At 67.9% G+C, this 24,045-nt stretch carries 17 protein-coding genes; 6 read left to right on the forward strand and 11 right to left on the reverse strand.

What is annotated here, in order from left to right:
* Nucleotides 1–147: 147 nt before the first annotated feature.
* The 5 genes from FHR84_RS07125 to FHR84_RS07145 form a co-directional block, all read right to left on the reverse strand.
* The gene (locus tag FHR84_RS07125) at nucleotides 148–1,845 is read right to left on the reverse strand and encodes a formate--tetrahydrofolate ligase (RefSeq protein WP_179534664.1); all 1,698 of its coding nucleotides are present in this window, start codon (nucleotides 1,843–1,845) and stop codon (nucleotides 148–150) included.
* Nucleotides 1,842–2,687, reverse strand: coding sequence for a methylenetetrahydrofolate reductase (locus FHR84_RS07130; protein WP_179534665.1), 846 nt, complete (start codon nucleotides 2,685–2,687; stop codon nucleotides 1,842–1,844). Before FHR84_RS07130 ends, FHR84_RS07125 begins: the two co-directional genes overlap by 4 nt.
* Nucleotides 2,684–3,895: a glycine cleavage T C-terminal barrel domain-containing protein gene (locus tag FHR84_RS07135; RefSeq protein ID WP_179534666.1), complete on the reverse strand. Its 1,212-nt coding sequence runs from the start codon at nucleotides 3,893–3,895 to the stop codon at nucleotides 2,684–2,686. The genes FHR84_RS07130 and FHR84_RS07135 overlap by 4 nt, the downstream gene beginning before the upstream one ends.
* 99 nt (nucleotides 3,896–3,994) lie before the next feature.
* Nucleotides 3,995–6,487: a GcvT family protein gene (locus FHR84_RS07140; protein WP_179534667.1), complete on the reverse strand. Its 2,493-nt coding sequence runs from the start codon at nucleotides 6,485–6,487 to the stop codon at nucleotides 3,995–3,997.
* A gap of 204 nt (nucleotides 6,488–6,691) precedes the next feature.
* Entirely contained in the window at nucleotides 6,692–7,360 is a 669-nt protein-coding gene (locus FHR84_RS07145) for an FCD domain-containing protein (RefSeq protein ID WP_179534668.1), read from the reverse strand.
* 169 nt (nucleotides 7,361–7,529) lie between these two features.
* Here FHR84_RS07145 and FHR84_RS07150 point away from each other — a divergent pair, with 169 nt between their 5' ends.
* From FHR84_RS07150 to FHR84_RS07170, 5 genes are all read left to right on the forward strand, one after another.
* Complete coding sequence (locus FHR84_RS07150) at nucleotides 7,530–8,753, forward strand: sarcosine oxidase subunit beta family protein (protein WP_179534669.1); 1,224 nt, start codon at nucleotides 7,530–7,532, stop codon at nucleotides 8,751–8,753.
* A 12-nt stretch (nucleotides 8,754–8,765) separates the two neighbouring features.
* The gene (locus FHR84_RS07155) at nucleotides 8,766–9,035 is read left to right on the forward strand and encodes a sarcosine oxidase subunit delta (protein ID WP_179534670.1); all 270 of its coding nucleotides are present in this window, start codon (nucleotides 8,766–8,768) and stop codon (nucleotides 9,033–9,035) included.
* A 4-nt stretch (nucleotides 9,036–9,039) separates the two neighbouring features.
* On the forward strand, nucleotides 9,040–11,943 hold the full coding sequence (locus FHR84_RS07160) for a 2Fe-2S iron-sulfur cluster-binding protein (RefSeq protein WP_179534671.1): 2,904 nt from the start codon (nucleotides 9,040–9,042) through the stop codon (nucleotides 11,941–11,943).
* Nucleotides 11,921–12,559, forward strand: a complete 639-nt coding sequence (locus FHR84_RS07165; protein WP_179534672.1) for a sarcosine oxidase subunit gamma family protein — start codon at nucleotides 11,921–11,923, stop codon at nucleotides 12,557–12,559. The genes FHR84_RS07160 and FHR84_RS07165 overlap by 23 nt, the downstream gene beginning before the upstream one ends.
* Before the next feature lie 375 nt (nucleotides 12,560–12,934).
* A complete protein-coding gene (locus tag FHR84_RS07170) occupies nucleotides 12,935–13,726 on the forward strand; it encodes an IclR family transcriptional regulator (RefSeq protein ID WP_425489868.1) in 792 nt (263 codons plus the stop codon).
* A gap of 101 nt (nucleotides 13,727–13,827) precedes the next feature.
* On the opposite strand, the gene FHR84_RS07175 is transcribed toward FHR84_RS07170, so the two are convergent.
* Both FHR84_RS07175 and FHR84_RS07180 read right to left on the reverse strand, forming a co-directional pair.
* Nucleotides 13,828–15,024, reverse strand: a complete 1,197-nt coding sequence (locus FHR84_RS07175) for a hypothetical protein (RefSeq protein ID WP_179534673.1) — start codon at nucleotides 15,022–15,024, stop codon at nucleotides 13,828–13,830.
* A gap of 436 nt (nucleotides 15,025–15,460) precedes the next feature.
* Nucleotides 15,461–16,585: a 5-methyltetrahydropteroyltriglutamate--homocysteine S-methyltransferase gene (locus FHR84_RS07180; protein ID WP_179534674.1), complete on the reverse strand. Its 1,125-nt coding sequence runs from the start codon at nucleotides 16,583–16,585 to the stop codon at nucleotides 15,461–15,463.
* Between the two features lie 222 nt (nucleotides 16,586–16,807).
* Between FHR84_RS07180 and FHR84_RS07185 the strand changes: the two genes are divergently transcribed.
* Nucleotides 16,808–17,599 (forward strand): IclR family transcriptional regulator, encoded by a 792-nt coding sequence (locus tag FHR84_RS07185; RefSeq protein WP_179534675.1) that lies wholly within the window; start codon nucleotides 16,808–16,810, stop codon nucleotides 17,597–17,599.
* Nucleotides 17,600–17,702: 103 nt separating this feature from the next.
* Here the strand turns inward: FHR84_RS07185 and FHR84_RS07190 are convergent, their stop codons facing one another.
* The 4 genes from FHR84_RS07190 to FHR84_RS07205 all read right to left on the reverse strand — a co-directional run bounded on the left by FHR84_RS07190 (nucleotide 17,703) and on the right by FHR84_RS07205 (nucleotide 24,042).
* Nucleotides 17,703–18,230, reverse strand: a complete 528-nt coding sequence (locus FHR84_RS07190; protein ID WP_179534676.1) for a gamma carbonic anhydrase family protein — start codon at nucleotides 18,228–18,230, stop codon at nucleotides 17,703–17,705.
* Nucleotides 18,231–18,399: 169 nt separating this feature from the next.
* Nucleotides 18,400–19,812, reverse strand: a complete 1,413-nt coding sequence (gene xylB, locus FHR84_RS07195; protein ID WP_343075185.1) for a xylulokinase — start codon at nucleotides 19,810–19,812, stop codon at nucleotides 18,400–18,402.
* Nucleotides 19,813–19,987: 175 nt separating this feature from the next.
* Nucleotides 19,988–21,151 (reverse strand): xylose isomerase, encoded by a 1,164-nt coding sequence (gene xylA / locus FHR84_RS07200; protein WP_179534678.1) that lies wholly within the window; start codon nucleotides 21,149–21,151, stop codon nucleotides 19,988–19,990.
* Nucleotides 21,152–21,318: 167 nt separating this feature from the next.
* Nucleotides 21,319–24,042, reverse strand: coding sequence for a glycoside hydrolase family 3 C-terminal domain-containing protein (locus tag FHR84_RS07205; RefSeq protein WP_179534679.1), 2,724 nt, complete (start codon nucleotides 24,040–24,042; stop codon nucleotides 21,319–21,321).
* Nucleotides 24,043–24,045 lie beyond the last annotated feature (3 nt).

Below are 24,045 nucleotides of genomic sequence, written 5' to 3' on the forward strand. Positions count from 1 at the left end.
CGGCCACCTCGTACCACGGCGGTGCCCGGCACGGGCCGAGAAGGTGCCGGAAGCCGACCGAGCGGAATCGGCGCCGTCACCGCACCGAGTCACCGCACCGACCCGACGGTTGTCGTGACCGGTGCGGTGCGGGCGGAGCGGGAGCGTTCAACTCAATCCGACGACCTCACCGCGGTCGTCGATGTCGATCCGTTCCGCTGCGGGGCGGGAACTGAGCCCCGGCATGGTGCGGATATCGCCGCAGATCGGGTAGACGAACCCGGCTCCCACCGAGGCGCGGACATCGCGTACGGGCAGCGTCCACCCAGTCGGAGCCCCGAGCAGGCTCGGGTTCGAGCTCAGCGACAGATGTGTCTTGGCGACACATACCGGCAACGAACCGAAGCCGTTCTCCGCGTAGCTCTTCAGCGCTTTCGCCGCCGCGGGCTCGTAGGAGACGTCCTCGGCCCCGTAGACCCGGGTGGCTATCGTCTCGATCTTGCTCCGCAGGTCGGCGGAGTCGGGATAGAGCAGCTCGAACCGGCTCGGTTCCTCGGCGGCCTCGGCGACCGCCTCGGCGAGTTCGACAGCTCCCTTGCCGCCATCGCTGAAATGGGTGCTGATCGCGACCCTGGCCCCCGCCTGCTCGGCGATGTCACGGATCGCCTGGTGCTCACTGGCGTAGTCGGACGGAAAGGCGTTGACCGCCACCACCGGGGAAACACCGTGCAACCGGAGGTTGTCGATCTGCTTGCGCAGGTTCGCCGCCCCGGCCAACACGTCGTCGGGGTTCTCGGCCAGCATCTCCTCCGGCAGGTCCTTGCCCGCCACCACCCGGAAACGACCGGAGTGAGCCTTGAGCGCCCGGACGGTGGCCACCAGCACCGCCGCGTCCGGGCTGAGCCCGGAGTTGCGGCACTTGATGTTGAAGAACCGTTCGGCCCCCATGTCGGCGCCGAACCCCGCCTCGGTGACCACGTAGTCGGCACACCTGCTGGCTATCCGATCGGCCACGATCGAGGAGTTCCCGTGGGCGATGTTGCCGAACGGGCCCGCGTGCACCAGCACGGGGGTGTTCTCCACCGTCTGCATCAGGTTGGGCTTGATGGCCTCGCGCATGATCACCGTCATGGCTCCGGCCGCGCCGAGCTGCTCGGCGGTGACCGGCCCGCCGTCGTAGGTGTATCCGACGACGATCCGTCCGAGCCGGGCACGCATGTCGTGCAACGAGGTGGACAGCGCGAGGACCGCCATCACCTCGCTCGCCGCGGTGATGTCGAAACCCGTCTGGTGCGGTGAACCGTCGTCGTTTCCGCCCAACCCGGTCACGATGTTGCGCAGGTCCCTGTCGTTGACGTCGGTAACCCTCCGCCAGGTGATGCGACGCGGATCCAGCCCCAGCCGGTTCCCCTTGTGCAGATGGTTGTCCACCATCGCGGCCAACATGTTGTTGGCGGCGGTGACCGCGTGCATGTCCCCGGTGAGATGCAGGTTCAGTGCCTCCATCGGCACGACCTGGCTGTAACCACCGCCCGCCGCCCCACCCTTGATGCCGAAGGTGGGCCCCATGGAGGGCTGGCGGACGGTCACCGCCGAGGTCTTGCCCAGGTGGCGCAGCGCCTGGCCGAGCCCGACGGTGGTGGTCGTCTTGCCCTCCCCCAACGGGGTGGGAGTGATGGCCGACACCAGGACGTACTTGGCACGGTTCTCCGTGCCGGCCTCCTCGAGGGCGTCCAGGGAGACCTTGGCCACGTCCCGGCCGTACGGTTCGAGCAGATGAGGAGCCAGCCCCAGCTGCGCGGCGATCTCCTCCAGCGACCTGCGCGGGGAGGATCGCGAGATGTCCAGGTCGGACGGCATGTTCATGCGGGCACCTCCTGCAAACGGTCGGCCGTTTCCATGGCCCACTGCCTGGTTTTGGTGATCTCGTTGAAGGTGAACAAGTGACAACCGGCGATGTTGTAGTCCGGATCCACGAGGTAAGGGGAGAGCTCGTCGAAGACGTTCTCCGGGGTGTAACGGGTGAGCAGCTTCCCGACCACCCCGTGCTGCTTGCGCAGGAACCTCATGGACTGCCCCAGCCCGATCTTCATCGAGATCCGCAACAGCTTGCTCGGATCGATGGAACCGGGAGCACCGATGTAGACCGGAAGGGTCACCCCTCTGGCCCGCATGGTTTTGACCCACGAGGCGATCGTGTTCGGGTCGTAGCAGATCTGTGAGACGATGTAGTCCGCGTACCGCGCCTTCTCGTCGGTGGCCTGGATCGTCATCTGGTCCGAGATGAAGGAGTGCGGTTCGGGGTAGCCGGTGATGCCCACCCGGTGCGGTCTGTTTCCGATCTCCTCCATCCCGCGGAGCAGGGAAAGCGCGTCGGTGAACCTGCCCGCGGGGTCGTCCGCGTCACCGGCGATCACGAACACCTCGGTGAGTCCCAGCGCCTCGATCCGTGCCAGCAGCTCGTCGAGATGCGCGTTGTCCCTGACGAGCCTCGCCGCCAGGTGCGGGACGACGTGCATCCCCGAACCGCGCAGTCTGGCGGCGAGATCCAGGGTGGCCTCGGTCCCCTTGGAAGGCGAGGAGGTCACGGTCACCGTCGTACCGGGGGGCAGCCCCTGCGCCTGTTCCAGTGCTCCGCGCAACGGCAGAACTTCGTAGCGAGCGTTGCGCAGGTAGTGCTGTAGCTGTTGCCGCGCGTTCGTGTTCATTTCGACACCGCCGCTTCTTCCTGCCGCTCGAGCTGCTTGGGGATCTGCTTGTTCGGGTCGAGGAAGGGCTTTTCGGCCACCACGGCGTCCTGCGGTCCGTGCTGGGTCTCGACGACGAGGGGAGTGCCCGTCTCGCGGTAGCTGATCGGCACCATGGCGTAACCGATGTTGCTCTCCACCCGCGGTGAGTAGCAGGCCGAGGTGACGTCTCCGATGTGCAGGCCGTTCGGGTCCCGCACGGGGAAGGTGTCGATCATCGAGCCGTCGTTGAAGCTGCCCACTTCCGGGCCACCGATCTTCACGCCCACCAGCCTGCGGCTGATCCCCTCGTTGTAGATGCGGGTCAGTGCCGACTTTCCGATGAAGTCGGCCTCCTGGTTGAGGTCGACCATCCAGGTCGCCTCGAATCCGTAGCCGACCTCGAACGGGTTGGTGTCGTAGGTGATGTCGCATCCCCAGGAGAGGATCCCGGCCTCGATCCTGCGGATGTGGCAGGGACCGATCACCTGCATGTCGTAGGGGCGGCCGGCCTCCCAGATCTTCTCCCAGAGTCGTACGCCGTCGCGGCTGGCGTTGTGCAGGTAGATCTCGTAACCGAGCTCGGCGGTGTACCCGGTCCGCGAGACGATCACTTCCATGCCGTCGAGTTCGCGGTCCACCGCGTAGTAGTAGGGGATGTCCTGGATGGACTCACCGAACAGGTCGATCATGACGTCGCGGGACTTGGGGCCCTGCACCTGCACGGGCCCCACGTCGGGTTCCCGGATCTGGACGTTCATGCCCATGCTGTAGGCGAGCCCCTTGGCCCAGAGGAGCACGTCGCTGTCGGCCAGCGACAACCAGAAGTGGTTCTCGCCGAGCCGCAGCAGCACGGGATCGTTGATGATCCCCCCGTCCTCGGAGGTGATGAACACGTACTTGCACTGCCCGACCCGGCACTTGTTGAGATCACGGGGGACCAGCATGTTGGTGAAGTCGAAGGCGTCCGGCCCGGTGATCTCGACCTGCCGCTCGACGCCGACGTCCCACAGGGTCACACCGTTCAACAGGTGCCAGTACTCGGCGACGGGGTCTCCGTAGTGCCTGGCGTGATAGGTGTGGTTGTACACGCTGTACATCCCCACCCCGTGCCTGCGCGAGGCGTAGAAGAAGGGCGACTTGCGGATGCGGGGGTACTGCAGGATCGCAGGGGTCGGGTTGATGCTCATGGGGGACTCCTCAAGGGGTCATCGGGTTGAACGGATCATCCCCATCGCTTCGCGGAGGACGGTGGGGACGACGATCGGGGGGATCGGTTCGGATGCGCTTCAGCAGCGCATCCGTTTCATCTCGGGGTCGAAAACCGGATCGGACATCACCGTCGCGGGGTGCCGCTGTCCGAAGTAGGAGACCTCCACCGGAGTTCCCGCCTCGGACAACTCCGAGGGCAGCCAGGCGTAGGCCAGGCTGAGCCCGATGCTGTGGCCGTAGCCCGTGCTCGTGGTGAAGCCGCAGGCACGCCGGGCGGTCGGGTCGGGAAAGACCGGCTCGGATCCCATGACCACGGTGCCGTCGTCGACCGACAGACAGCACAACTTGCGTCGAATCGGGTTCTCGCGGCGGCGGAGAAGAGCGTCACGACCGATGAACTCGCCCTTGTCCGGTTTGACCGCGAAGGCGAGCCCGGCCTCGTCGGGAGTGTGCTCGCTCCACATGTCGCCGCCCCAGGCCCGATATCCTTTCTCCAGCCGGAGGTTGCTGAAGGCGCCTCTGCCTCCGGCGATGACGCCGTACTCGGCGCCCGCGGCGGAAAGCAGGTCCCACAGTCGGAGACCGAAATCCGCCGAAGTGTAGAGCTCCCACCCCAGTTCACCGACGTAGGACAGCCGTAGCGCGGTGACGGGGACGTCACGTACGAACATCCTTTTTGCCCGGAAGAAGCGGAATCCCTCGTGGGAGACGTCCTCGTCGGTCAACGACTGCAACACGGCCCTGGCGTAGGGGCCCCAGAGACCGATGCAGCAGGTTCCGCCGGTCGTGTCCCGCACCGTGGTCGTCTCGTCCGCGTGCTCGCGCATCCAGGCGATGTCGCGCTGCCCGTTGCAGCCGACCTGGAAGGTGTCCTCGGACAGCCGGGCCACCGTGACGTCGGAGCGAACTCCTCCGGTGGGGTCCAGCATCAGCGTGTAGGTGACGTAGCCGGGGGCGCGGTCCAGCTGGTTGGTGGTCAGCCGCTGCAGCAGGTCCAGGGCGCCGCGGCCGCTGACCTCGGCACGGCACAGTGAGGTCATGTCGTACAGGGCGACCCGTTCGCGGGTGATCTGGTGCTCGGCTCCGACGATCGGGGACCAGTACCGACTCGCCCACTCGCCGGGGGCGACTATCTCGCGCTCGGCGGTCAGCGGTGCGTTCGACTCGAACCAGTGCGGGCGTTCCCAACCGCTGGCTTCGAGGAACACGGCGCCGAGTTCCCGCTGCCTGGGGTAGAACGGACTGGTTCGCAGCGGACGCGGGTGTTCCGGGGGCTGTTGGGGGTGGATGATGTCGTAGACCTCGCGGAAGGTCTGCGCGCTGCGCTCGGCCACGTAGCTGTCGCTGTGGGCGAAGTTCTCGAAGCGGCGTACGTCGGCGGACCGCAGGTCGGTGCCGGGGACACCGTCGGTCATCCACTCGGCCACGGCTTTGCCCACACCGGCCGAGTGAGTGATCCACACCGCTTCGGCGAGCCAGAAGTTGTCCACCTCGCGGGTCGGTCCGAGAACCGGCCCGCCGTCCGATGTGAACAGGAAGACTCCGTTCATCCCCTCGGAGATCTGGGTCCGCCGCAGCTCGGGGACGAGTTCGCGGCCGCGTTCGAACGGTTCGGCGAAGTCCTCCGGAGTGAAGGGGTGCACGGAGGACATCCCCTTCCAGCCACCGCCCTCCGGAGGAGCTTCGGTCCCTTCGCCGGGAGCGGAGGTCGGGCCGATCTCCTCCGTGGAGACCGGGATGACGCGGTGCCGGTAGGAGCCGACTCCGTAGCGGTCGTGGATCTGGCGGAAGTACATCGAGCTGTCCTGCTGCCGCAGGATCGGCTGTTCGACCTCCTCGGAACCGGCCGTGAGCCCGGGAACGGGCTCGGTGACGGCGTACTGGTGCGCCACCGGTTGCACGGGGACGGAAACTCCGGCCAGTTGTCCTACCCGGGGTCCCCAGATTCCCGCGCAGCACAGCACGGAATCGGTTTCCACGGTGCCGGCCGAGGTGTGTACGGCGTGCACTTTGCCGCCCGAGACGTCGAAGCCGGTGACTTCGGTGTGCTCGGCGAAACGGACACCGAGCCGCTCGGCCTCGTGGGACATCGCCTCGGCCGCGCGCACGGGCTTCGCGATCCCGTCGGTGGGAACGTACAGCCCGCCGTAGATGTGGTCCGGGTCCACCTGCGGGATCTTTTCCCGCACCTCCTCAGGGGTGAGCAGTGTGCCGTGCACTCCCCACGCGGTGGCCAGGCCGAGCTTGCGGTGCAGGTCGTCCCACCGGGCCCGGGTAGTGGCCACCTCGATACCGCCCACCTGGTGGAAGCAGGGGCGGTCGTCGACGCTCAGCGAGTTGAACAGCTCGACCGTGTAGCTGGCGAGCTGGGTCATCGTCTGGGACCCGCTCGTCTGGAAGACCAGCCCGGGGGCGTGTGAGCTGGATCCTCCGGTCGCGAAAAGCGGGCCCTGCTCGATCACGAGCACGTCCGTCATCCCGCGTTGGGCGAGATGATACGCGGTACTGCATCCGACGATTCCGGCACCGATTATCACAGTGCGTGCACGCGAACCGAGCGCCGAAGCCATAGCCGCCCCCTGTCGAAGTCGGGAACCGGTGTTGCGTTTAGAACAACAATCTGCGTCACTCGCAACAGTGCGCCCGGTGGTCTGGGTGCGTCAAGACACACATTCGGGCGAAAGGTGGTTGTTCCGGGCAAGTGGAATCACGCGTTTGAACAGGGAGTTCCCGAACATTTCTTCGGGTTTCGGCGGCAGGGCGCGGGCGGCGCCTCAGATGGCCCGGCGGATGGCGCTCTCGAAGTGATCGACGTGCTCCACGGCGATGCGGTCCGCGCGTTCCCCGTCGCCGGAGACCACCGCCTTCAGCAACTCTGCGTGCTCGGTGACGTGTCCCGTCACGTCGGGCAGTCGATCGAAGAACAGTCCCCAGATGCGCAACGCCAGGTTGTAGTACTGGCCGAGGGTGTTTTCCAGGTACCCGTTGTGGGTGCAGCGGTACAGCGTGCGGTGGACGCGCGCGTCCACGCCCATCACCGCGTCCCGTTCCTCCGGCAGGTGCTCGACCGCCCCCGCCAGCTCGCCGAGTTCCGCGCGCTCCGCTTCGGTGGCCCGTTCGGCCGCCCTGCGGGCCGCGTGTCCTTCGAGGCGGCGGCGCACATCGGCGATCAGTGCGTGGTCGGTGATGTTGACCTCGGTGACGAACGTCCCCCGGCGGGGGTAGATCGCGACGAGGGACTCGGCCGCGAGTCGTTTCACGGCCTCCCGGAAGGGGGTGCGCCCGAGGTCGAGTTCGCGGGTGAGGGCTTCCTCCTGCACTGGTGAACCGGGTTCCAGTCGTAACGAGAGGATCTCCTCCCGCAGGGTCAGGTAGGCCCGCTCCGCCTGCGAGAGGTTCCGGGGTGAGCCATCACCCGATGGGGAATTGACCGCTTCCGACACGGCTCGTAGTCTACCGTACAGACTGACATTTCAGTTGTTGGTTAGTTGTGTGTAACTATTCGTGTGCTGTGGCCATTCAAAAGTGGACCGCAACTCACTCCGGAGTGGGAACCGGCGAATTACGAGAACACTGCGAGCAATCCGAACGCACTCCCAGCAAGGAGCCCCGTTGGTCGTTGACGGACACACTTCTCCCGCTCCGGACCGGCTGTGGCGCAATCCGGAGCCGAAGAGCAACTACGACGTGGTGATCGTCGGTGCGGGTGGGCACGGGCTCGCCACCGCCTACTACCTGGCCCGCAATCACGGTGTGACGGACATAGCCGTCCTGGAGCGCGGTTGGCTCGCGGGCGGCAACATGGCGCGCAACACCACGATCATCCGCTCGAACTACCTCCTCGACGCCAGCGCGGCGCTCTACGATCACGCCCTGCGGCTCTGGGAGGAGCTTCCGGAGGAACTGGACCACGAGTTCCACTTCAGCCAGTGCGGAGTGCTGAACCTCGCCCACACCGAACAGGAAGCGCGGGACGCGCGCAGACGCGCCTTCGCCAACGAACTCAACGGGGTGGACGCCGAATGGCTGACCCCGGACGAGATAGCCGAGGTGTGTCCCATCCTGGACACCTCACCGCGGTTGCGATATCCGGTGATCGGGGCCACCTACCAGCGCAGAGCCGGGGTGGCCAAACACGATCACGTCGCATGGGCGCTGGCACGCAAGTGCGACGAGATGGGCGTGGACCTCATCCAGAACTGTGAGGTCACCGGGTTCGTCACGGCCGGCGACCGGGTGACCGGGGTGCACACGAGCAGGGGAACGATCGGTGCGGGACGGGTCGGACTGGCCGCGGCCGGTAGGACCAGCGTCCTCACGGACACGCTGGGGATCTCCCTGCCGCTGCAGAGCCACCCACTGCAGGCGATGGCCTCCGAGATCCTCGAACCCGTGCACCCGTGCGTGGTCATGTCCAACCACGTCCACGTCTACACCAGCCAGGCGCACAAGGGGGAGCTGGTCCTCGGAGCGGGAATAGACACCCACAACGGGTACGCGCAGCGCGGTTCGGTGCACGTGGTCGAGAACCAGCTGGCGGCGGCCGTGGAGCTGTTCCCGATCTTCGGCAGGGCACACCTGCTGCGCACCTGGGCGGGAACGGTGGACGTCACCCCCGACGCCTCTCCGATCATCGGCCCCACCCCCTACGGGAACCTCTTCGTCAACTGCGGCTGGGGAACCGGCGGATTCAAAGCCACGCCGGGGGCGGGGTGGGTGTTCGCCCACACCATCGCCACCGGAGCTCCGCACCCGCTCAACGAGCCCTACGGGATGGAGCGGTTCACGAGCGGGGCGCTCATCGACGAACACGGTGCTGCGGCCGTGGCCCACTGAGGGGGGAGATCAATGCTGCTCATCCGATGCCCGTGGTGCGGAGACCGCGACGAGGTCGAGTTCCGCTACGGAGGACAGGCCGATGTCGCCTATCCGACCGATCCCCACGAGCTCGACGACGCCGAGTGGGGGAACTTCCTGTTCGTGAGAGCGAACCCGATGGGGGCACTCACAGAGCGCTGGGTGCACACCGCCGGTTGCCGCCGGTGGTTCTCCGTCGTCCGTGACACCGCGACCAACGAGATGACGCCGGACATCCCCCGGCGCCGGGAAAGTCGGTAGCGCCATGATGAGTTCGTCCAATCCCAACCGGCTCAACGCCTCCGTCCGCTCCGGACGGATCGACCGCACCCGAGTGGTCAACTGCACCGTGGACGGAACCACGGTGCAGGGGCGCCCTGGAGACACCCTCGCATCGGCACTGCTGGCCAGCGGAACGATCGAAGTGGGCTCCTCCGTGCACCGCGGACGACCGCGCGGGATACTCACGGCCGACTGCACCGAGCCGAACGCGCTGGTGCAGCGGCTGGACGGTTGTCCGGAACCGATGCTCGCCGCCACCGAGATCGAACTGTACGAAGGACTGGAGGCCCGCACGCTGTCGGGCGTCGGCTGGCTGAGCGGGGAACGGGACACCGCCCGCTACGACAAGAAGTTCGTGCACTCCGACGTCGTCGTGGTCGGGGCGGGTCCCGCGGGCATGGCCGCGAGCCTGGCCGCGGCCCGCAGCGGCGCGCGGGTGATCCTGATCGACCAGCATCGTGAGCTGGGCGGCATGTTGCTGGACGGGCAGTCGCACATCTCGGGGCATCCCGCCACCGAATGGGTGGGCCGGGCCGCCAGGGAACTGGCCGAGAACCAGAACGTGCGGGTGCTGACCCGCTCGGCGGTGCTCGGTTGCTACGACCACAACTACCTGCTCGTGGCCGAACGCAGGACCGACCACCTGCCCACGAGCTCCGGTGCGGCCACCAGGCAACGGCTCTGGCACGTCAGGACGGGACAGCTGGTGCTCGCCACGGGTGCGCACGAGCGGCCCCTCGTGTTCGCCGACAACGACCGTCCCGGGGTCATGCTCGCCTCGGCGGTGCGTTCCTACCTCAACCGCCACGCCGTGCTGCCCGGGCGGAACGCGGTGGTGTTCACGACCTCGGACAGTGCCTACACCACGGCTCTCGACCTGCTCTCCTCCGGAGCGCGGGTTCCCGCGATCGTCGACACCCGGCCGGATCCCCCCGCGCGGCTGGTCGAACAGGCCCGTGCGGCCGGGGCGCAGGTTTACCCCGGTGCGGCCGTGGTCGCCACGGAGGGGGCCCCGCGGATTTCCGCGGTGAGAATCCGCGGCCTGGACACCGGCGGTGCGCTCAACGGCTCGCCCGTCGACGTTTCCTGTGACCTGCTGGCCGTCTGCGGTGGGTGGAACCCGGCCGTTCAGCTGTTCGCGCAGAGCGGTGGCACGGTGCGCTGGGACCCGGTTGTCGCCGGGTTCGTGCCGCTGAACACCGGGGGGCGCTCGACGCGAGTCGTGGGAGCGGCGCGCGGGACCTACGACCTGGCCGGTTGCCTGGCACAGGGGTTCGCGGCGGGCGCCGAAGCCGCGACCGTCGCCGGTTTCCGGATCGCGCCGCCCCCCGTGCCCCAGGTCGACGGGGACCGCCCCGGAGCCCGTCCCCGTCCCGTCTGGGCGGTTCCGGACGAATCGCGTCCACCGGAAGCCTGCACGGACCACTTCGTCGATCTGCAACGCGACGCAACCGTGGCCGACATCCACGCCGCCACCGAGACGGGGATGCGTTCGGTCCAGCACGTCAAGCGGTACACGACCATTTCCACGGGCGTCGAGCAGGGCAAGAACTCCGGGGTGAACGCGATCGGCGTGCTGGCCGAGACGCTCGCGGCGAACTCCCCCGGCGAGGTCGGCACCACGACGTTCCGCCCGCCCTACACGCCGGTGCCCATCGCCCTGTTCGCGGGCCGAACCCACGGGTCGCTCTACGACCCGGTGCGCACGACTCCCATGCACTCCCGGCACGAACAGGCCGGAGCGGTCTTCGAGGACGTGGGCCAGTGGAAACGGCCGCGTTACTACCCCCGTTCGGGCGAGGACATGCACAGCGCGGTCCTGCGGGAGTGCGCGGCGGCGCGCACCGGCGTGGCCATTCAGGACGTGAGCACGCTGGGGCGCATCGAGGTGGTCGGTTCGGACGCCCCGACCTTTCTCGACCGCGTGTACACCAACGGTTTCGCCAACCTCCCCGTCGGCAGAGCCCGCTACGGGATGATGTGCGGGGCGGACGGAATGGTCCTCGACGACGGTGTGTCGATGCGGCTGGCCGAGGACCGGTACCTGATGAGCACCACCACCGGTGGGGCGGCGAAGGTGCTGGACTGGCTCGAGGAGTGGTTGCAGACAGAATGGCCCGAACTGGACGTCTACTGCACTTCGGTGACCGAGCAGTGGGCGGCCGTCGCCGTTGTGGGACCCGATTCCAGGACGGTGGTGGGGCGCCTGGCCCCCGATCTGGACGTCTCCGCCGAGTCCTTCGGCTTCATGCGGTTCCGGGAGACGGTCCTCGGCAACGGGACGCCGGCCAGGGTGGCAAGGGTGTCCTTCTCCGGGGAGCTGGCTTTCGAGATCAATGTGGCCGGGTGGTACGGCCGGGCGCTGTGGGACGCCGCGATGGCGGCGGGCGCCGATCTGGACATCACTCCCTACGGCACGGAGACGATGCACGTGCTGCGTGCCGAGAAGGGGTTCGTGATCGTCGGGCAGGACACCGACGGCACCGTCACACCACTGGACCTGGGCATGGACTGGGCGGTCTCCCGCCGCAAGGATTTCATCGGGAAACGTTCGTTGAGCCGCCCCGAGATGCTGCGCGAGGACCGCAAGCAGCTGGTGGGGCTGCTGCCCGTGGACACCGACACCCTGCTGCCCGAGGGAGCTCATCTGGTCGAGCCCGATGCTTCCCGGCGTCCTCCGGTGCCGATGCTGGGGCACGTCACTTCGAGCTACCACAGCGCCGCTCTCGGACGCACCTTCGCGCTCGGGCTGGTCAGCAGGGGGCAGGAACGGGTCGGGGAAGTGCTGCGCTCCCCCGTGGACGGTTCCGACATCGAGGTGGAGATAACCACCCCCGTTCTCTACGATCCGGAAGGAGTTCGACGTGACGGTCCTGCACAGGGTTGAAACCGATCTCGCCGAAGCGGACACCGCCACGGCGGCGCCACGGCACAGCCCGCTGGAGCACCGCGGTGCGGAGTTCGAACGAGCCACGGCGCTCGGCCCGAGGGGAGTCCGCCTCCGGGAGGAACCGTTCCTGACCCAGCTCAACCTTCGAGTCCCTCCGGACGATGCTGTTTCGGAGGCGGTGGCCGAGGCGCTCGATCTGACACCGCCCGCTGCGAACAAGGTCAGCGGCGACGAGGGGCGGGCCCTGCTGTGGCTGGGGCCGGACGAGTGGCTGCTCGTGGCCGAGGAGGAGCGCGCTCGTGGAGCGCTGCGGGCGGTTCGTTCCGCGCAGCAGGACGCCAGCGGTTCCTCGGTGGACGTGTCCGCGAACAGGACGACGCTGCGGCTCGCCGGTCCGGCCGCGCGTGAGGTGCTGGAAAAGGTGTGCTCCCTGGATCTGCACCCGCGTGCTTTTTCGGTCGGCGACTGCGCGCAGACGCTGCTCGGTCGTACTGTCGCTGTGCTGTGGCAGGTGGGGCCGGACCCCGAGTACCGCGTTCTGGTGCGTTGCTCGTTCGCGGAGTACCTCGCGGATCTCCTGCTCGACGCCATGGCCGAGTTCCTGGAGGGATGAGTCCGCGGAGGCGATCGCATCAGCGCTCGACCGAGTCCGTCGGGCCGGGGTCGCGTCGTCGGAACCGATCGGCGCGATGCCGGTCCGCCGCACGGAAGGGCTCAGCCGGTGGAGGGCCGGTTTCGCGGGGGTCGTGGTGGTTCCCTCGCGCGGTAGGATAAAAGTGACGGGTCCCGGTTCGGGCGAATTCCCCGCCCAGGCCGGGTGGTGGTAGCGCAACCGGTGAACTCGCCGGTACCGCCGGGTTCGTCCACACGGACGAGCATTGTTGCGAACAGGGAGTCCAGCGAAATCCCGGTCGTGCTTTTGGTTCGACGGTACGGCTGGGCAGGCAGCTGGTTCCGGCAGTTGTCCCCGGACGGATACGGTTGAGTAGTGAGTGAAGCAGCGGACGCACGAGGTAAGGGATCGGGAGCGCTCGTCCAGTCGGTGGATCGGGCCGTGACGATCCTGGAACTCGTGGCGCGCAACGGCGAAGTCGGGATCACCGAGATCGCCGGTGAGCTGGGTGTGCACAAGTCTACCGCGTCGCGGCTGGTCAGCGTGTTGGAAACGCGCGGCCTGCTGGAGCAGCTCAAGGACAGGGGCAAGTACGTGATCGGGTTCGGGGTGGTGCGCCTCGCGGGCGCCGCGACCGAACGGATGGACCTTCCCCGGTTGGGAGGCCCGTACTGTGACTCGCTCGCGGCCGAACTCGGTGAGACCGTCAACATCGCCATCCGTGACCACGACGTGGCAATCAACATCAGCCAGGCCCGCGGCACGGCCGCAGTCACGGCGCACAACTGGGTCGGTCAGCGGACTCCACTGCACGCGACCTCCAGTGGGAAGGTGCTGTTCGCGCACTCCCCGGAAGAGGATCGCGAGGACCTGCTCAAGGAGGAGCTGCAGCAGTACACGGCCCGTACCATCACTGACCCGGAGGAGCTCCGCAAAGAGTTCCAGTCGATCGTCAGGGACGGTTTCGCGACCAGTTACGAGGAGTTGGAACTGGGACTGAACGCCGCCGCCGTCGCCGTGTACAACCACGACGGCGGGGTCATAGCCGCGTTGAGTGCCTCCGGGCCCTCCTACCGCTTCTCCCGCAGGCGGATGCGTGAACTGGTCGACGCGATGACGGTGGCCGCCAAGGAGCTCTCCGCCCAGCTCGGCTACCTGGAGTCCTGAGCCCTTCGTCCCCTTCCGGACGGAGGGCGTGCGGAACCGGAGCCGAACGGGCTTCCCGGACCCGCGCGGCTCCTGATCCGTTTCCCGCCGGGGAGACGGGATCAGTGCTGTTCGCTCCCTCCGGTGGGGGACTCTCGCGCGTGGTGGGGGAAGTCGGCGTCGTCGATCACCGCGGTCGAGGTCTCGGAGTCCTCCGCGGCCCCGGAAGACGAGTAGTGGGCGCGGATGCTGGAGGCCTCCCGGGGCATCCGGTGCGTGGTGAACATGTCCGCGATCCGGTCGGCGAACAACGCACGCTGGTGCTCGTCCTCCGGATGCGCCGTTTCGATCATGTGTTTGGCGAAGTAGACCCGCAGCGCGGTCCGGTCGCCCTGATCGTTGATGGGCAGGATTCCGGGATCGGGGTTCTTCCCGTCGAACTCGAACCCGTGCTGCCGTGACCCGTCGAGCTCGGACTCGGTGCCGGTCCTTTCGGAGGTGGTCCACCACGTGGTGGACGAGGCCGGTGCGGAACGGGCCGTTCCGGAGCTGTGAGCCAGCTCGGAAAGACGGTCCAGGGCGTCCACCAGCTCGAGGGTCTCCTCGAGGTGCCGTCTGGTCATCTCGCCCTGGGCCAGCCACCACACCACCGCGGTGGCGGTGTCCTTGAGCGCGTCCTCGGCCAGGTACTCGCGCAGACCGCGCTCCTGGTCCCGCCTGCGCTGCCGGAGCTCCTCGTCCTTGGCGGCCTCGCTGAGCGCACGCAGTCGTTCCGCGTCCTCCACCCCGAGGGACAGGGAGATGTCGGTTGCCCAGGCCTGCAGGTACCCCTCTCCGTCCTGCCGCAGTGTCCCGAGGGCGGCCTGCAACCGATGGGCGGTGATCTCGTGGTCCAGCGCCCCCGTCTCGGCCGTCACCGCGCTGGCGCGGTCGTGCACGGATTCCACGGCGATGGCTCGCTGACGCTCCGGCCCGGGACCGGCCGCTCCCGGGCCCGGTACCCAGTGCACGGTGGCGGAGAGCAGCAACGGGTACTCGGGGTGAACGGTGGGCACCCGGAGTCCGCTCACTTCGTAGGAGGGATGGGGCGCCGGAGGATCCTCGTTGCGCTGCTGTTTTTCATGCATCTCCCTGCGGATCTGCTGCTGTGCGCGTCGTTGGAGTATCCGCCTGCCGAGAAGAACCGGGACCGCCAGCAGAGCGAGCGCCAGCGGCAGCCAGGCCCAGACGGGCCACCCCAGGCCGATCCCGAGAAGAACCGGAGCGAGCAGGAGTACTCCGGCCAGCGTTCCGAGCAGCGTTTTCTCCTCGTACGTCATCGGCTGACCTCCTCATCGTGCCGGTGTGTGAATCCGGCTCCGCGTTTCCCGTTCCCCGGCGCGTTCCGGTCTCCCGCGCGGCCGGTTCTCACAGGGGGCGGCAGTGGTCCGGTCGTGTGTTGCCGGGACCGCGGTCCCGGTCGACGGTTCCTGCCGGCGACGCGTTCCGATGGGGTTCGCCGAGCGGTTTCCGCAAGCTCCGAAGGGCGGATCGGATGGCACACCCCCGTGCGTACCGCTCGGACGCGGGGGAGAGGTACCTCCCGTGATCGAGTTCGCTCGAACGGAGTAGGTGTGTTCGTGTTGAACGGCACCTCCGCCTGCTCTCGGGGCAGGGCCTGACATCGGGCGGGGACCGCACGGTGTCGGGCCGTTCCCGGGAGAGCGCGACCGGGAGAACCCGCTGCCGTTCGGGACACGAACCCGAGGACGACCTCTAAGAGGTGCCCCACACCTCCTGGGCGGTTTCCACGATCAGCTTCAGCTTCGCGACCTGCTGCTCGTGGTTCAGGGCGTTGCCCTCCTCGGTCGAGGCGAATCCACACTGGGGGGACAGGCACAGCTGGTCGAGATCGATGTAGCGGCTCGCCTCGTCGATGCGGCGTTTCAACGTGTCCTTGGACTCGAGCTCGCCGCGTTTGGTGGTTACCAGCCCGAGAACCACCATCTTGTTCTCGGGGACGAAGCGCAGCGGAGCGAAGCCGCCGGAGCGCTCGTCGTCGTACTCGAGGAAGAATCCGTCCACGTCGAGCTCGCTGAACACCGCCTCGGCGACGAACTCGTAGCCACCCTCGGCGACCCAGGAGGAGCGGTAGTTGCCCCGGCACATGTGCGTGGTCACGGCCATGCCCGCCGGTTTTCCGGCCAGCGCCGCGTTGATCTGCTTTATGTTCCGCAGGTGCTGGCGCTCGGCATCGGCTCCCGTCGCCGCGAGCTGTTCCCGCTGCGCCGGGTCGTTGAGGTAAGCCAGGCTGGTGTCGTCCAGCTGCAGGTAGCGGCACCCGAGCCGTCCCATGGCGCGGATCTGGTCCGCGTAGGCGGCGGAGAGGTCGTTCCAGAACTCCTCGATGTCCGGGTAGACCTCTTCACTGATGGCAGCGGGACCACCTCTGTAGTGAACCATGCTCGGAGACGGAAGGGTGAGTTTCGGAGTGTTCGTGGTGACCTGGCCGCTCAGGTACTCGAAATCCTCGGTGAATATGGGCTCTTCCAGAGCTATCATCCCGTCCACCCTGGTCGCCGCCGGAGTGAATTCGACGTCTCCGGAATCGTTGTGGAACCGTACGTTCATGGTCGAGTCGGACTTTCCGATCCCGGCGAGCCGGTAGATGAAGTCCATGTGCCACGTGCTGCGCCGGAATTCCCCGTCGGTGGCGGTGGAGAGCCCGATCTCCTCCTGCATGCGCACCACTTCGGTGACGGCGCGGTCCTCGACCTCGCGCAACGCCTCCGCTGTGATGCGGCCCGCCGCGAAGTCCTCGCGGGCCGTGCGCAGGTAGGTGGGGCGTAGCAGACTGCCGACGTGGTCGGCCCGGTACGGTGGAGAGCTGCGCTGAGTCATGTGGCGCACACTAGGGCAGGGCGGAAGCGGTGCACAGGATCCAGCAGGAGCGCTGTCCGTGCGCTGCTGTTCTTCTTCGGATTCCGCAGATCGGGAAAAACAGTTCGCGGTTTGATTTCCGCTGAGCGGGAAACGGGGTTCATGGACCGGCCGTTCTCCTGCATTCTGTCCGGGTGTGCCCGTCGTGGAGGACACAACGAGTGATTCACTCTCGGGAGACGTATGGAGTCCGACGCGGGAAAGGCCGGCGAGAGACCGGAAAAAGAAACCGTCGTGGGGAAACTGGTCGATCTCCTCGCGGCGTTCTCGCCCCGGCGCCCGGAACTGACTCTCAGCGAGATGGCCCGCTTGTCCGGGCTGGCCACCACCACCGTGCACCGGATGGCCGGGGAGCTGACCGAACGCGGGCTCCTGGAACGGGGCCCGGACCGCAGATACCGGATAGGTCTGGCTCTGTTCGAGATCGCGGCGCTCGCTCCGCGCGGTCCGGGGCTGCGCGAGGTGGCACTGCCGTTCATGGAGGACCTCTACGAGGTGACCAGGGAGAACGTTCAGCTCGCTGTGCGCGCGGGTGACGAGATGGTGTTCGTCGAGCGGATCGCCGGACGTTCTTCGGTCGGGGTCCGCACCCGTATCGGCGGGCGTTTTCCGATGCCGCCCACCGGAGTGGGGCTGGTGCTGCTCGCGCATTCCCCCGTGGACGTCCAGCAACGCGTGCTGGAAGCACCGCTGGCCCGGTACACGCCGTACACGCTCACCGATCCGGAATCGCTGCGGAACACGTTGGCCGAGGTGCGCCGCACCGGGGTGGCGATCAGCGATCGCCAGGTGACCTCGGACGCTGTGTCGGTGGCCGTCCCGGTTCACGACGGCCACGACGTGGTGGCCGCCCTGTCCGTGGTTCAACGTTTCGGGGGCGCCCGGCCGAGCTCCCTGACGCCGGCTGTGCGTGCCGCCGCGCTGGGGATGTCCCGCTCGCTCTCCGCGGCGGGCAGTGCTCCCGCCGGACGTTGAGCGCGCGGAGTCCCCGGACGGTCGCCCCCGTGCCGGGACGCCCGCTCACGAGCCGGCGGGAGGCCGCGTCGTCCGCACCGCCAGGCGTACCGAACGGAGGACTTCAACGAACGCGGGACTCGGGGGCCTGTTCGTGCTGCCGCTTCAGTTCCAGGTAGTGCTCGGCGTTGGCCTTCACGAGTTCGCGTTCCTCGGCGGAGGTCTCCCTGCGGACCTTGCCCGGAACGCCCGCGACCAGCGAATTGGGCGGGATTTCCGTGCCCTCGAGGATCACGGTTCCGGCGGCGACGAGGGTGCCCGTACCGATGTGGGCACCGTTGAGCACCGTCGCGCTCATCCCGACCAGTACCTCGTCGTCGACGGTGCACCCGTGGAGCACGGCCCGGTGCCCCACCGAGACGTGCTCGCCGATGGTCACCGGGAACCCGGGATCGGCGTGCAGCACGCAGCCGTCCTGGATGTTGCTGCACCCGCCGATGGAAATGCGATCCCCGTCGGCGCGCACGACCGAGCCGTACCAGACGCTGGCCCCTGCGGAGAGCGTGACGGAACCCGCCAAAGTGGCCCCGTGGGCTGCCCAGGAGTCCTCCGCGAGTCGCGGAGCGGTCCCGTTGATCTCCACCGCGTACATGAAACCTCCGTGGATTCGGACTCGTGCAGGGGACAACCTACACACGAATGGATGGGGTTCGTGGGCACGTTCGCGTTGTGGTCCGGATGTTCCGCCGAGGACCGGGCGCCCGGCGGGTCCGGCACGACTCAGACCGGACGGTCCCCGGACGGATCCGGGGGGTGCCGACTCACACCCCGTAGATCCTGGTCCGGGCCCGTCGGTAGGCGTCCCGGACCTCGGCCCCCGAATCGACGTCGCCGACCTCGTACCGCTCGTAGCGCAGTTGCCAGTCCGGTGGCTGCTCGGTCCCGGCTGCGACCCACGCGGCCTGCTTGGCCGCGCCCAGCGCGACGTACTCCGCCGGTTCCGGCACGTGCACGTCCACGCCGAACAGGGAGGGGGCCATCGCGCGTACGGCGGGGGAGTCGGCCGCTCCTCCTATCAGCAGGACACGGCGCACCGTCGCCCCGACTTCGCGCAGCGCCTCCACTCCGTCGGCCAGGCCGCACAGCATCCCCTCCACGGAGGCCCGTGCCAGGTTCTCCGGGGTCATGTTCGTGCCCCGCATGCCCGTGAGCGAACCGGTGGCCTCCGGCAGGTCCGGAGTGCGCTCCCCCTCGAGGTAGGGGATCAGGGTCAGTCCCCCCGCTCCGGGGGCCGCCGACAGCGCGAGGTCGCTGAGCCCGTCCAGATCGGTCCCCAGGGCGTTGGCGGCGGAGTCCAGCACGCGAGCGGCGTTCAACGTGCACACGAGCGGGAGGTAGCGGCCGGTCGCGTCGCAGAACCCGGCCACGGTTCCGGTCTCCTCGGCGGTGGGGTGGTCGGAGACGGCGAAGGCGGTGCCCGATGTTCCGAGCGAGACGACCACGTCGCCCGGACCGATGCCCATCCCCAACGCGGCCGCCATGTTGTCGCCGGTACCGGGGCCGAGCACGGCACCGCTGAGCTCGTCCAGTCCGTTGACCTCGCCGGCCTTGTCGGAGGAGCCCAGGACCTCGGGGAGCCGCGGTGTGCGCCCGCCCAGCACCTCCCGGCACAGCTCCGGCAGCCACTCCCCGGACCGCGGGGAGAAGTACCCCGTCCCGGAAGCGTCACCACGATCGGTGCAAGCCCTCTCCGGGCGGCCCGCCAGCCGCCATGTCACCCAGTCGTGCGGCAGGAGAACCCGGTCCAAACGATCCGCGTTGTGCGGTTCGTTCTCGGCGAGCCAGGCCAGCTTGGTCAGGGTGAAGCTCGCCACCGGCACGAGCCCGGTTCGTTCGGCGAGCTCGTTCGCTCCGTGGCGTTCGATCAGCTCACGAGCCTGCGGGGCCGACCTGGTGTCGTTCCACAGCAGCGCGTCCCGCAGGGGCGTTCCGCCGTTGTCGAGCGGAACCAGGCCGTGCTGTTGACCGGCGACCGAGACGGCGTCGACGGGTCCGGGGGCCTGGTCGATCGCCTGCCGAACCGCCTCGCCGCAGGCCGTCCACCACACGGCGGGGTCGATCTCGGTCTGAGGAGGGTGCGGGGACTTCCCCTCGGAGACCACCACGCCGTCCTCCGAGTTCACCACCACGGCCTTGGTGGACTGAGTGGACGAGTCGATACCCAGAACGAACACGACTTCCTCCTCGAAAAGCACTGCGTCGTGAATGTGCGAGACTACGCCGAACGCGGGCTGCGAGGCAGCCCGCGTTCGACGACTGACCGATGTCTTCCGTTCGCCCCCGTCGCGGGTGGTCGCCCGGCGGAACCCCGACCCGGAAAGCATCGTTCCGCGAGGCCCCGATCCGTGCTCAGCCGACTCCCATGAGGTGTTCCAGGGCGAGCTGGTCGAGGCGTTCGTAGCGCATGGCCCGCTTGCCCACCTCCTCCGGATCGAAGTCCTCCTTCGCGGTGAGCAGTTCCGCGGCCTTCTCCCCCGGAGCGAGCGTGGGTCGGCGGAGCTCGGTGACACGGGAGGCTTCCAGCGCCTCCCGCACCCTGGGATCGGCGCGGAAGGCCGCGGCGCGGTCCCTGAGGATCAGGTAGTTGCGCATGCAGCCCGCCGCCGAGTCCCACACACCTTCCTCGTCCTCGGTCCGCGACGGTTTGAAGTCGAAGTGCCTCGGGCCGGAGTAGCCCGCGCTCTCCAGCAGGTCGACCGTGAAGAAGGCGCTTTTGAGATCACCGGCGCCGAAGCGCAGATCCTGGTCGAACTTGGCACCGTGCTGGCCGTTGAGGTCGAGGTGGAACAGCTTGTCCGACCACAGTGCCTGGGCGATTCCGTGCACGTAGTTGAGCCCGGCCATCTGTTCGTGCCCGACTTCCGGGTTCACACCGACCATCTCGGGGTGCTGGAGACGTTCGATGAACGCCAGCACGTGCCCCACGGTGGGCAGCAGGATGTCCCCGCGGGGTTCGTTCGGCTTGGGTTCCAGAGCCAGCCGCAGGCCGTAACCCCGGTCGCGGATGAACTCGCAGATCAGGTCGACACCTTCCTTGTAGCGCTCGAACGCGCTGTGGGCGTCGATCGCGGCATCCGATTCGGAGCCTTCCCTTCCACCCCAGGCCACGAAGGTCTCGGCTCCCAGCTCGGCCGCCAACTCGACGTTGCGCAGTACCTTTCGCAGCGCGAAACGCCTGATGTCGCGGTCGTTGGCCGTGAGGGCACCGTCCTTGAAAACCGGGTGTCCGAAGAGGTTGGTCGTCACCATCGGAACGGTCATCCCGGTCTCGTCGAGTGCCGCGCGGAAGCGGGAGACGGCTTCCTCGCGCTCCGAGTCGGACGCGGCGAACGGGATCAGGTCGTCGTCGTGGAAGGTGACTCCCCACGCGCCCCGCTCCGCCAGCTTGTGCACGGCCCGGACCGGATCCAGATCGGGACGGGTGGCGGCGCCGAACGGATCGGCGCCCTGGAAGCCGACCGTCCACAGGCCGAACGAGAACTTGTCGGCCGGGGTGGGTGAGTAGTCGTTCATTCGGTTTCCTCTCCTTCGGAGTGGTTGCGCACCTGTCGTTGACGAGATGGACACCGATCGGCCCCTGCCGGCGGGGCCGAGTTCCCGCAGGATCGGTGTCCGCTCTCGTGCTCCCGGACCGGAGCCCCGGTCTCCGATGGGCCGTGGGCTCCGCTCCGGGGCTCGCGTCACTCGACCTTGACGACGAAGCTCGTCGACTCGGATGTGCCGCGGTACCGGACGTTCGCCGTGACTGTGGCCACGCCCCGGTCCCGGGTGCGGATCCCGCCGTGCCGGTTCACGGACACGACGTCGGGCCGGTTGCTCCGGTAGTCGACCCGCATGCCCCTCGGGAGGGGCGCGTCCTGGGAGTCGGCGATGTGCCCACGCAGTGTTCCGTCGTTCATCGACACGGTGATCCGCGGTTTCACCACGGTGTCCTGCGGAAACATCTTGCGGACCGTGATGCCGCGCTCACCGTCGCCCGCCGCGCGCGGTGTGGTGCTGACAGCGGCGGGTGCGGGCTTGAGCTCACCGTGCACGCCGACCGTCGCGCGTTGCGCGACCTCGGAACTCGAATGCGCCAGCCGGAACTCGTAGTTTCCGTTCGCCACCTCGTAACGCCCGGCCTGCTGGTCGAAGAACGCCAGATCACGTACGGGCACCTCGAAGTGCACCTGCTTGGTCTCACCCGGTTGCAGCGACACCTTCTCGAAGCCGGCCAGACGTTTGTCCGGACGTTGCGTCGGTGCTGGTCCGTCCGGGGGAGCGGTGTACAGCTGGACCACGTCCGAGCCCTTGGTCTCACCCGTGTTGGTGACCTCGGCGGTGGCCCGGACAGTGCCGTTGGCGTTCACCTGGTTGCGGTCCACCCGCAGATCGGAGTACTCGAAGCGCTCGTAACCGAGGCCGTGCCCGAAGGGGTAGGAGGCCCGACCGTCGAAGTACATGTAGGTCCGCCCCGGACCGCTACCGCTCTGTCGAATGCTGTAGTCCCCCATGGCCGGGAGCTGCGATTCGTCGCGGTACCAGGTGAAGGGCAGGTGCCCGCTGGGGTTCTGCGTGCCGAGCAGCACGTCGGCCAGGGCCTGGCCCTTGCGCTGCCCGTTGTAGGAGCTCCACAGCATCGCCGACACGTCGGAGGAGAAGCTGCTCACGTCGACCTGACCGATGGTCTCCATGTAGACGACCGTGTCGGGGTTGCGCGCCGCGACCTCGTTGATCAGCGAGGTCTGCGGTCTCGGCAGGTCGATCGACTTGCGGTCCTGGTCCTCCTTGGCCGTGCTCTCGTCGGTACCGGCGTAGACGATCGCGGCGTCGTAGTCGGCCGACTCGCGCACCGACTCCCGGTTGAGCTTCTGCTCGTTTCCGGGAGCGGTTCCGGGCAGGTGGTCCACCACGGCGTCCGGGTTGACGGCTTTGACCGCGGCCTTGACGCCAACGTGTCCGTTGACCCCGTTGGCCCGGCCCGCGGAGTGCTGGTTGCTGGAGTAACCGCCCAGGTACATCTCCTCCGGATCGGCGTGGTCACCGATCACGGCGACGCGGTACTGGCCGGACTCGGGGACCTTCAGCGGGAGGAGCTTGTTCCCGCTGTCGCCGGAGGACTTGTTCTGCAGCAGCACGATCGACTCGGACGCGGCCTCACGAGCCAGTTTCAACCGCTGCGGCGTCTGAGTGACCGCGTTGTTGGAGTCCGAGTTCTCCCAGCTCCCCTCGGGGACGCGTTCACGTGCCCGCCGCACCCAGGGGACCTTCTCCGGGTCGTCGAACTCGCCGAGCTTGATCCGGATCGTGAACATCCGGATCAGCGAGGCGTCCATGAAGTTGGCCGTGTAGACCCCGTTGCCGGTTTCGATTCCCTGCTCGGCGGCCTTGGTCAGCGTGTTCGCGAAGTTGTGCTCGTCGTGGTAGCCCTTGTTGCAGTTCAGGTCCACCCCGGCAGCGTTCGCGTACGCGTTGCGTTCGACGTGGTCGAGCGGCTCGCCCGCGGGCTTCCATTGGTGCCCGTGCTGGATCTCGTAGACCGAGTCGCAGTCTGAGGTGAAAAAGCCCTCGAAGCCGAAGGTCTTGCGCGCCAGCGTGTCCAGCAGCTTCACGCTGGCCGAGGTCGGCACCCCGTTGACCCGGTTGTAGGAGCTCATGATGGACCCGGGGGAGCTGTTGCGGATCACCTCCTCGAACGGGGCCGTGTAGTACTCGCGCAACGTGCGCTCGTCCATGTCGGAGGATCCGGTGAGCCGGTTGAACTCGCTGTTGTTCGCCGCGAAGTGCTTGATGGTGGTGCTGGTCTTGAGGTAGCCGTTCGCGGAAGGCAGAAGTTCGCCGTCCTCGTCCTTGCCCTCCATTCCGTTGACGTACTGCGCGGCCATCTTCGCCGTCAGCCCGGGGTCCTCGCTGAACGTCTCGTCGTTGCGCCCCCAACGGGGGTCGCGGGCGAGGTTGATCGTCGGGGAGTAGAAGTTGAGGTCGCGCGTGTTGTCGCGAACGACTTCCCTGGCCTCACTGGAGGTCTCCTGGGCCACCCGGTACATCAGGTCCGGGTTCCACGTGGAGCCCATGGACAGGCTCACCGGGTAGGAGGTGGTGTTGGTCAGCACCTCTGGTTCGGAGTCGTCGGCCAGCTGTTCGCGGGCGACACCGTGTGCGGCCTCGTTCCACCAGCCGTAGGCGCGCACCCCGAGGCGAGGGATCGCCGGAGCACGGCTGCTGACCATCTGTTCGGCCTTCTCGGAGGGAGTCATCCGCGACACGAGGTCCGCGGCCCGCTCCCGGGCGGAGAAGCTCGGGTCGAGGTAGACGGGTTCGTCGTCGTCCGTGCTCGGTTCCTGTGCGGTGGCGGGTGCGGTGGACGCGGTGCACGCCATGCACAGACCGATCAGTGCCAGTAATCGTGTCGGTCGTCTGTTCACTTC

It is taken from the genome of Actinopolyspora biskrensis (assembly GCF_013408175.1).
Lineage (GTDB): Bacteria > Actinomycetota > Actinomycetes > Mycobacteriales > Pseudonocardiaceae > Actinopolyspora > Actinopolyspora biskrensis.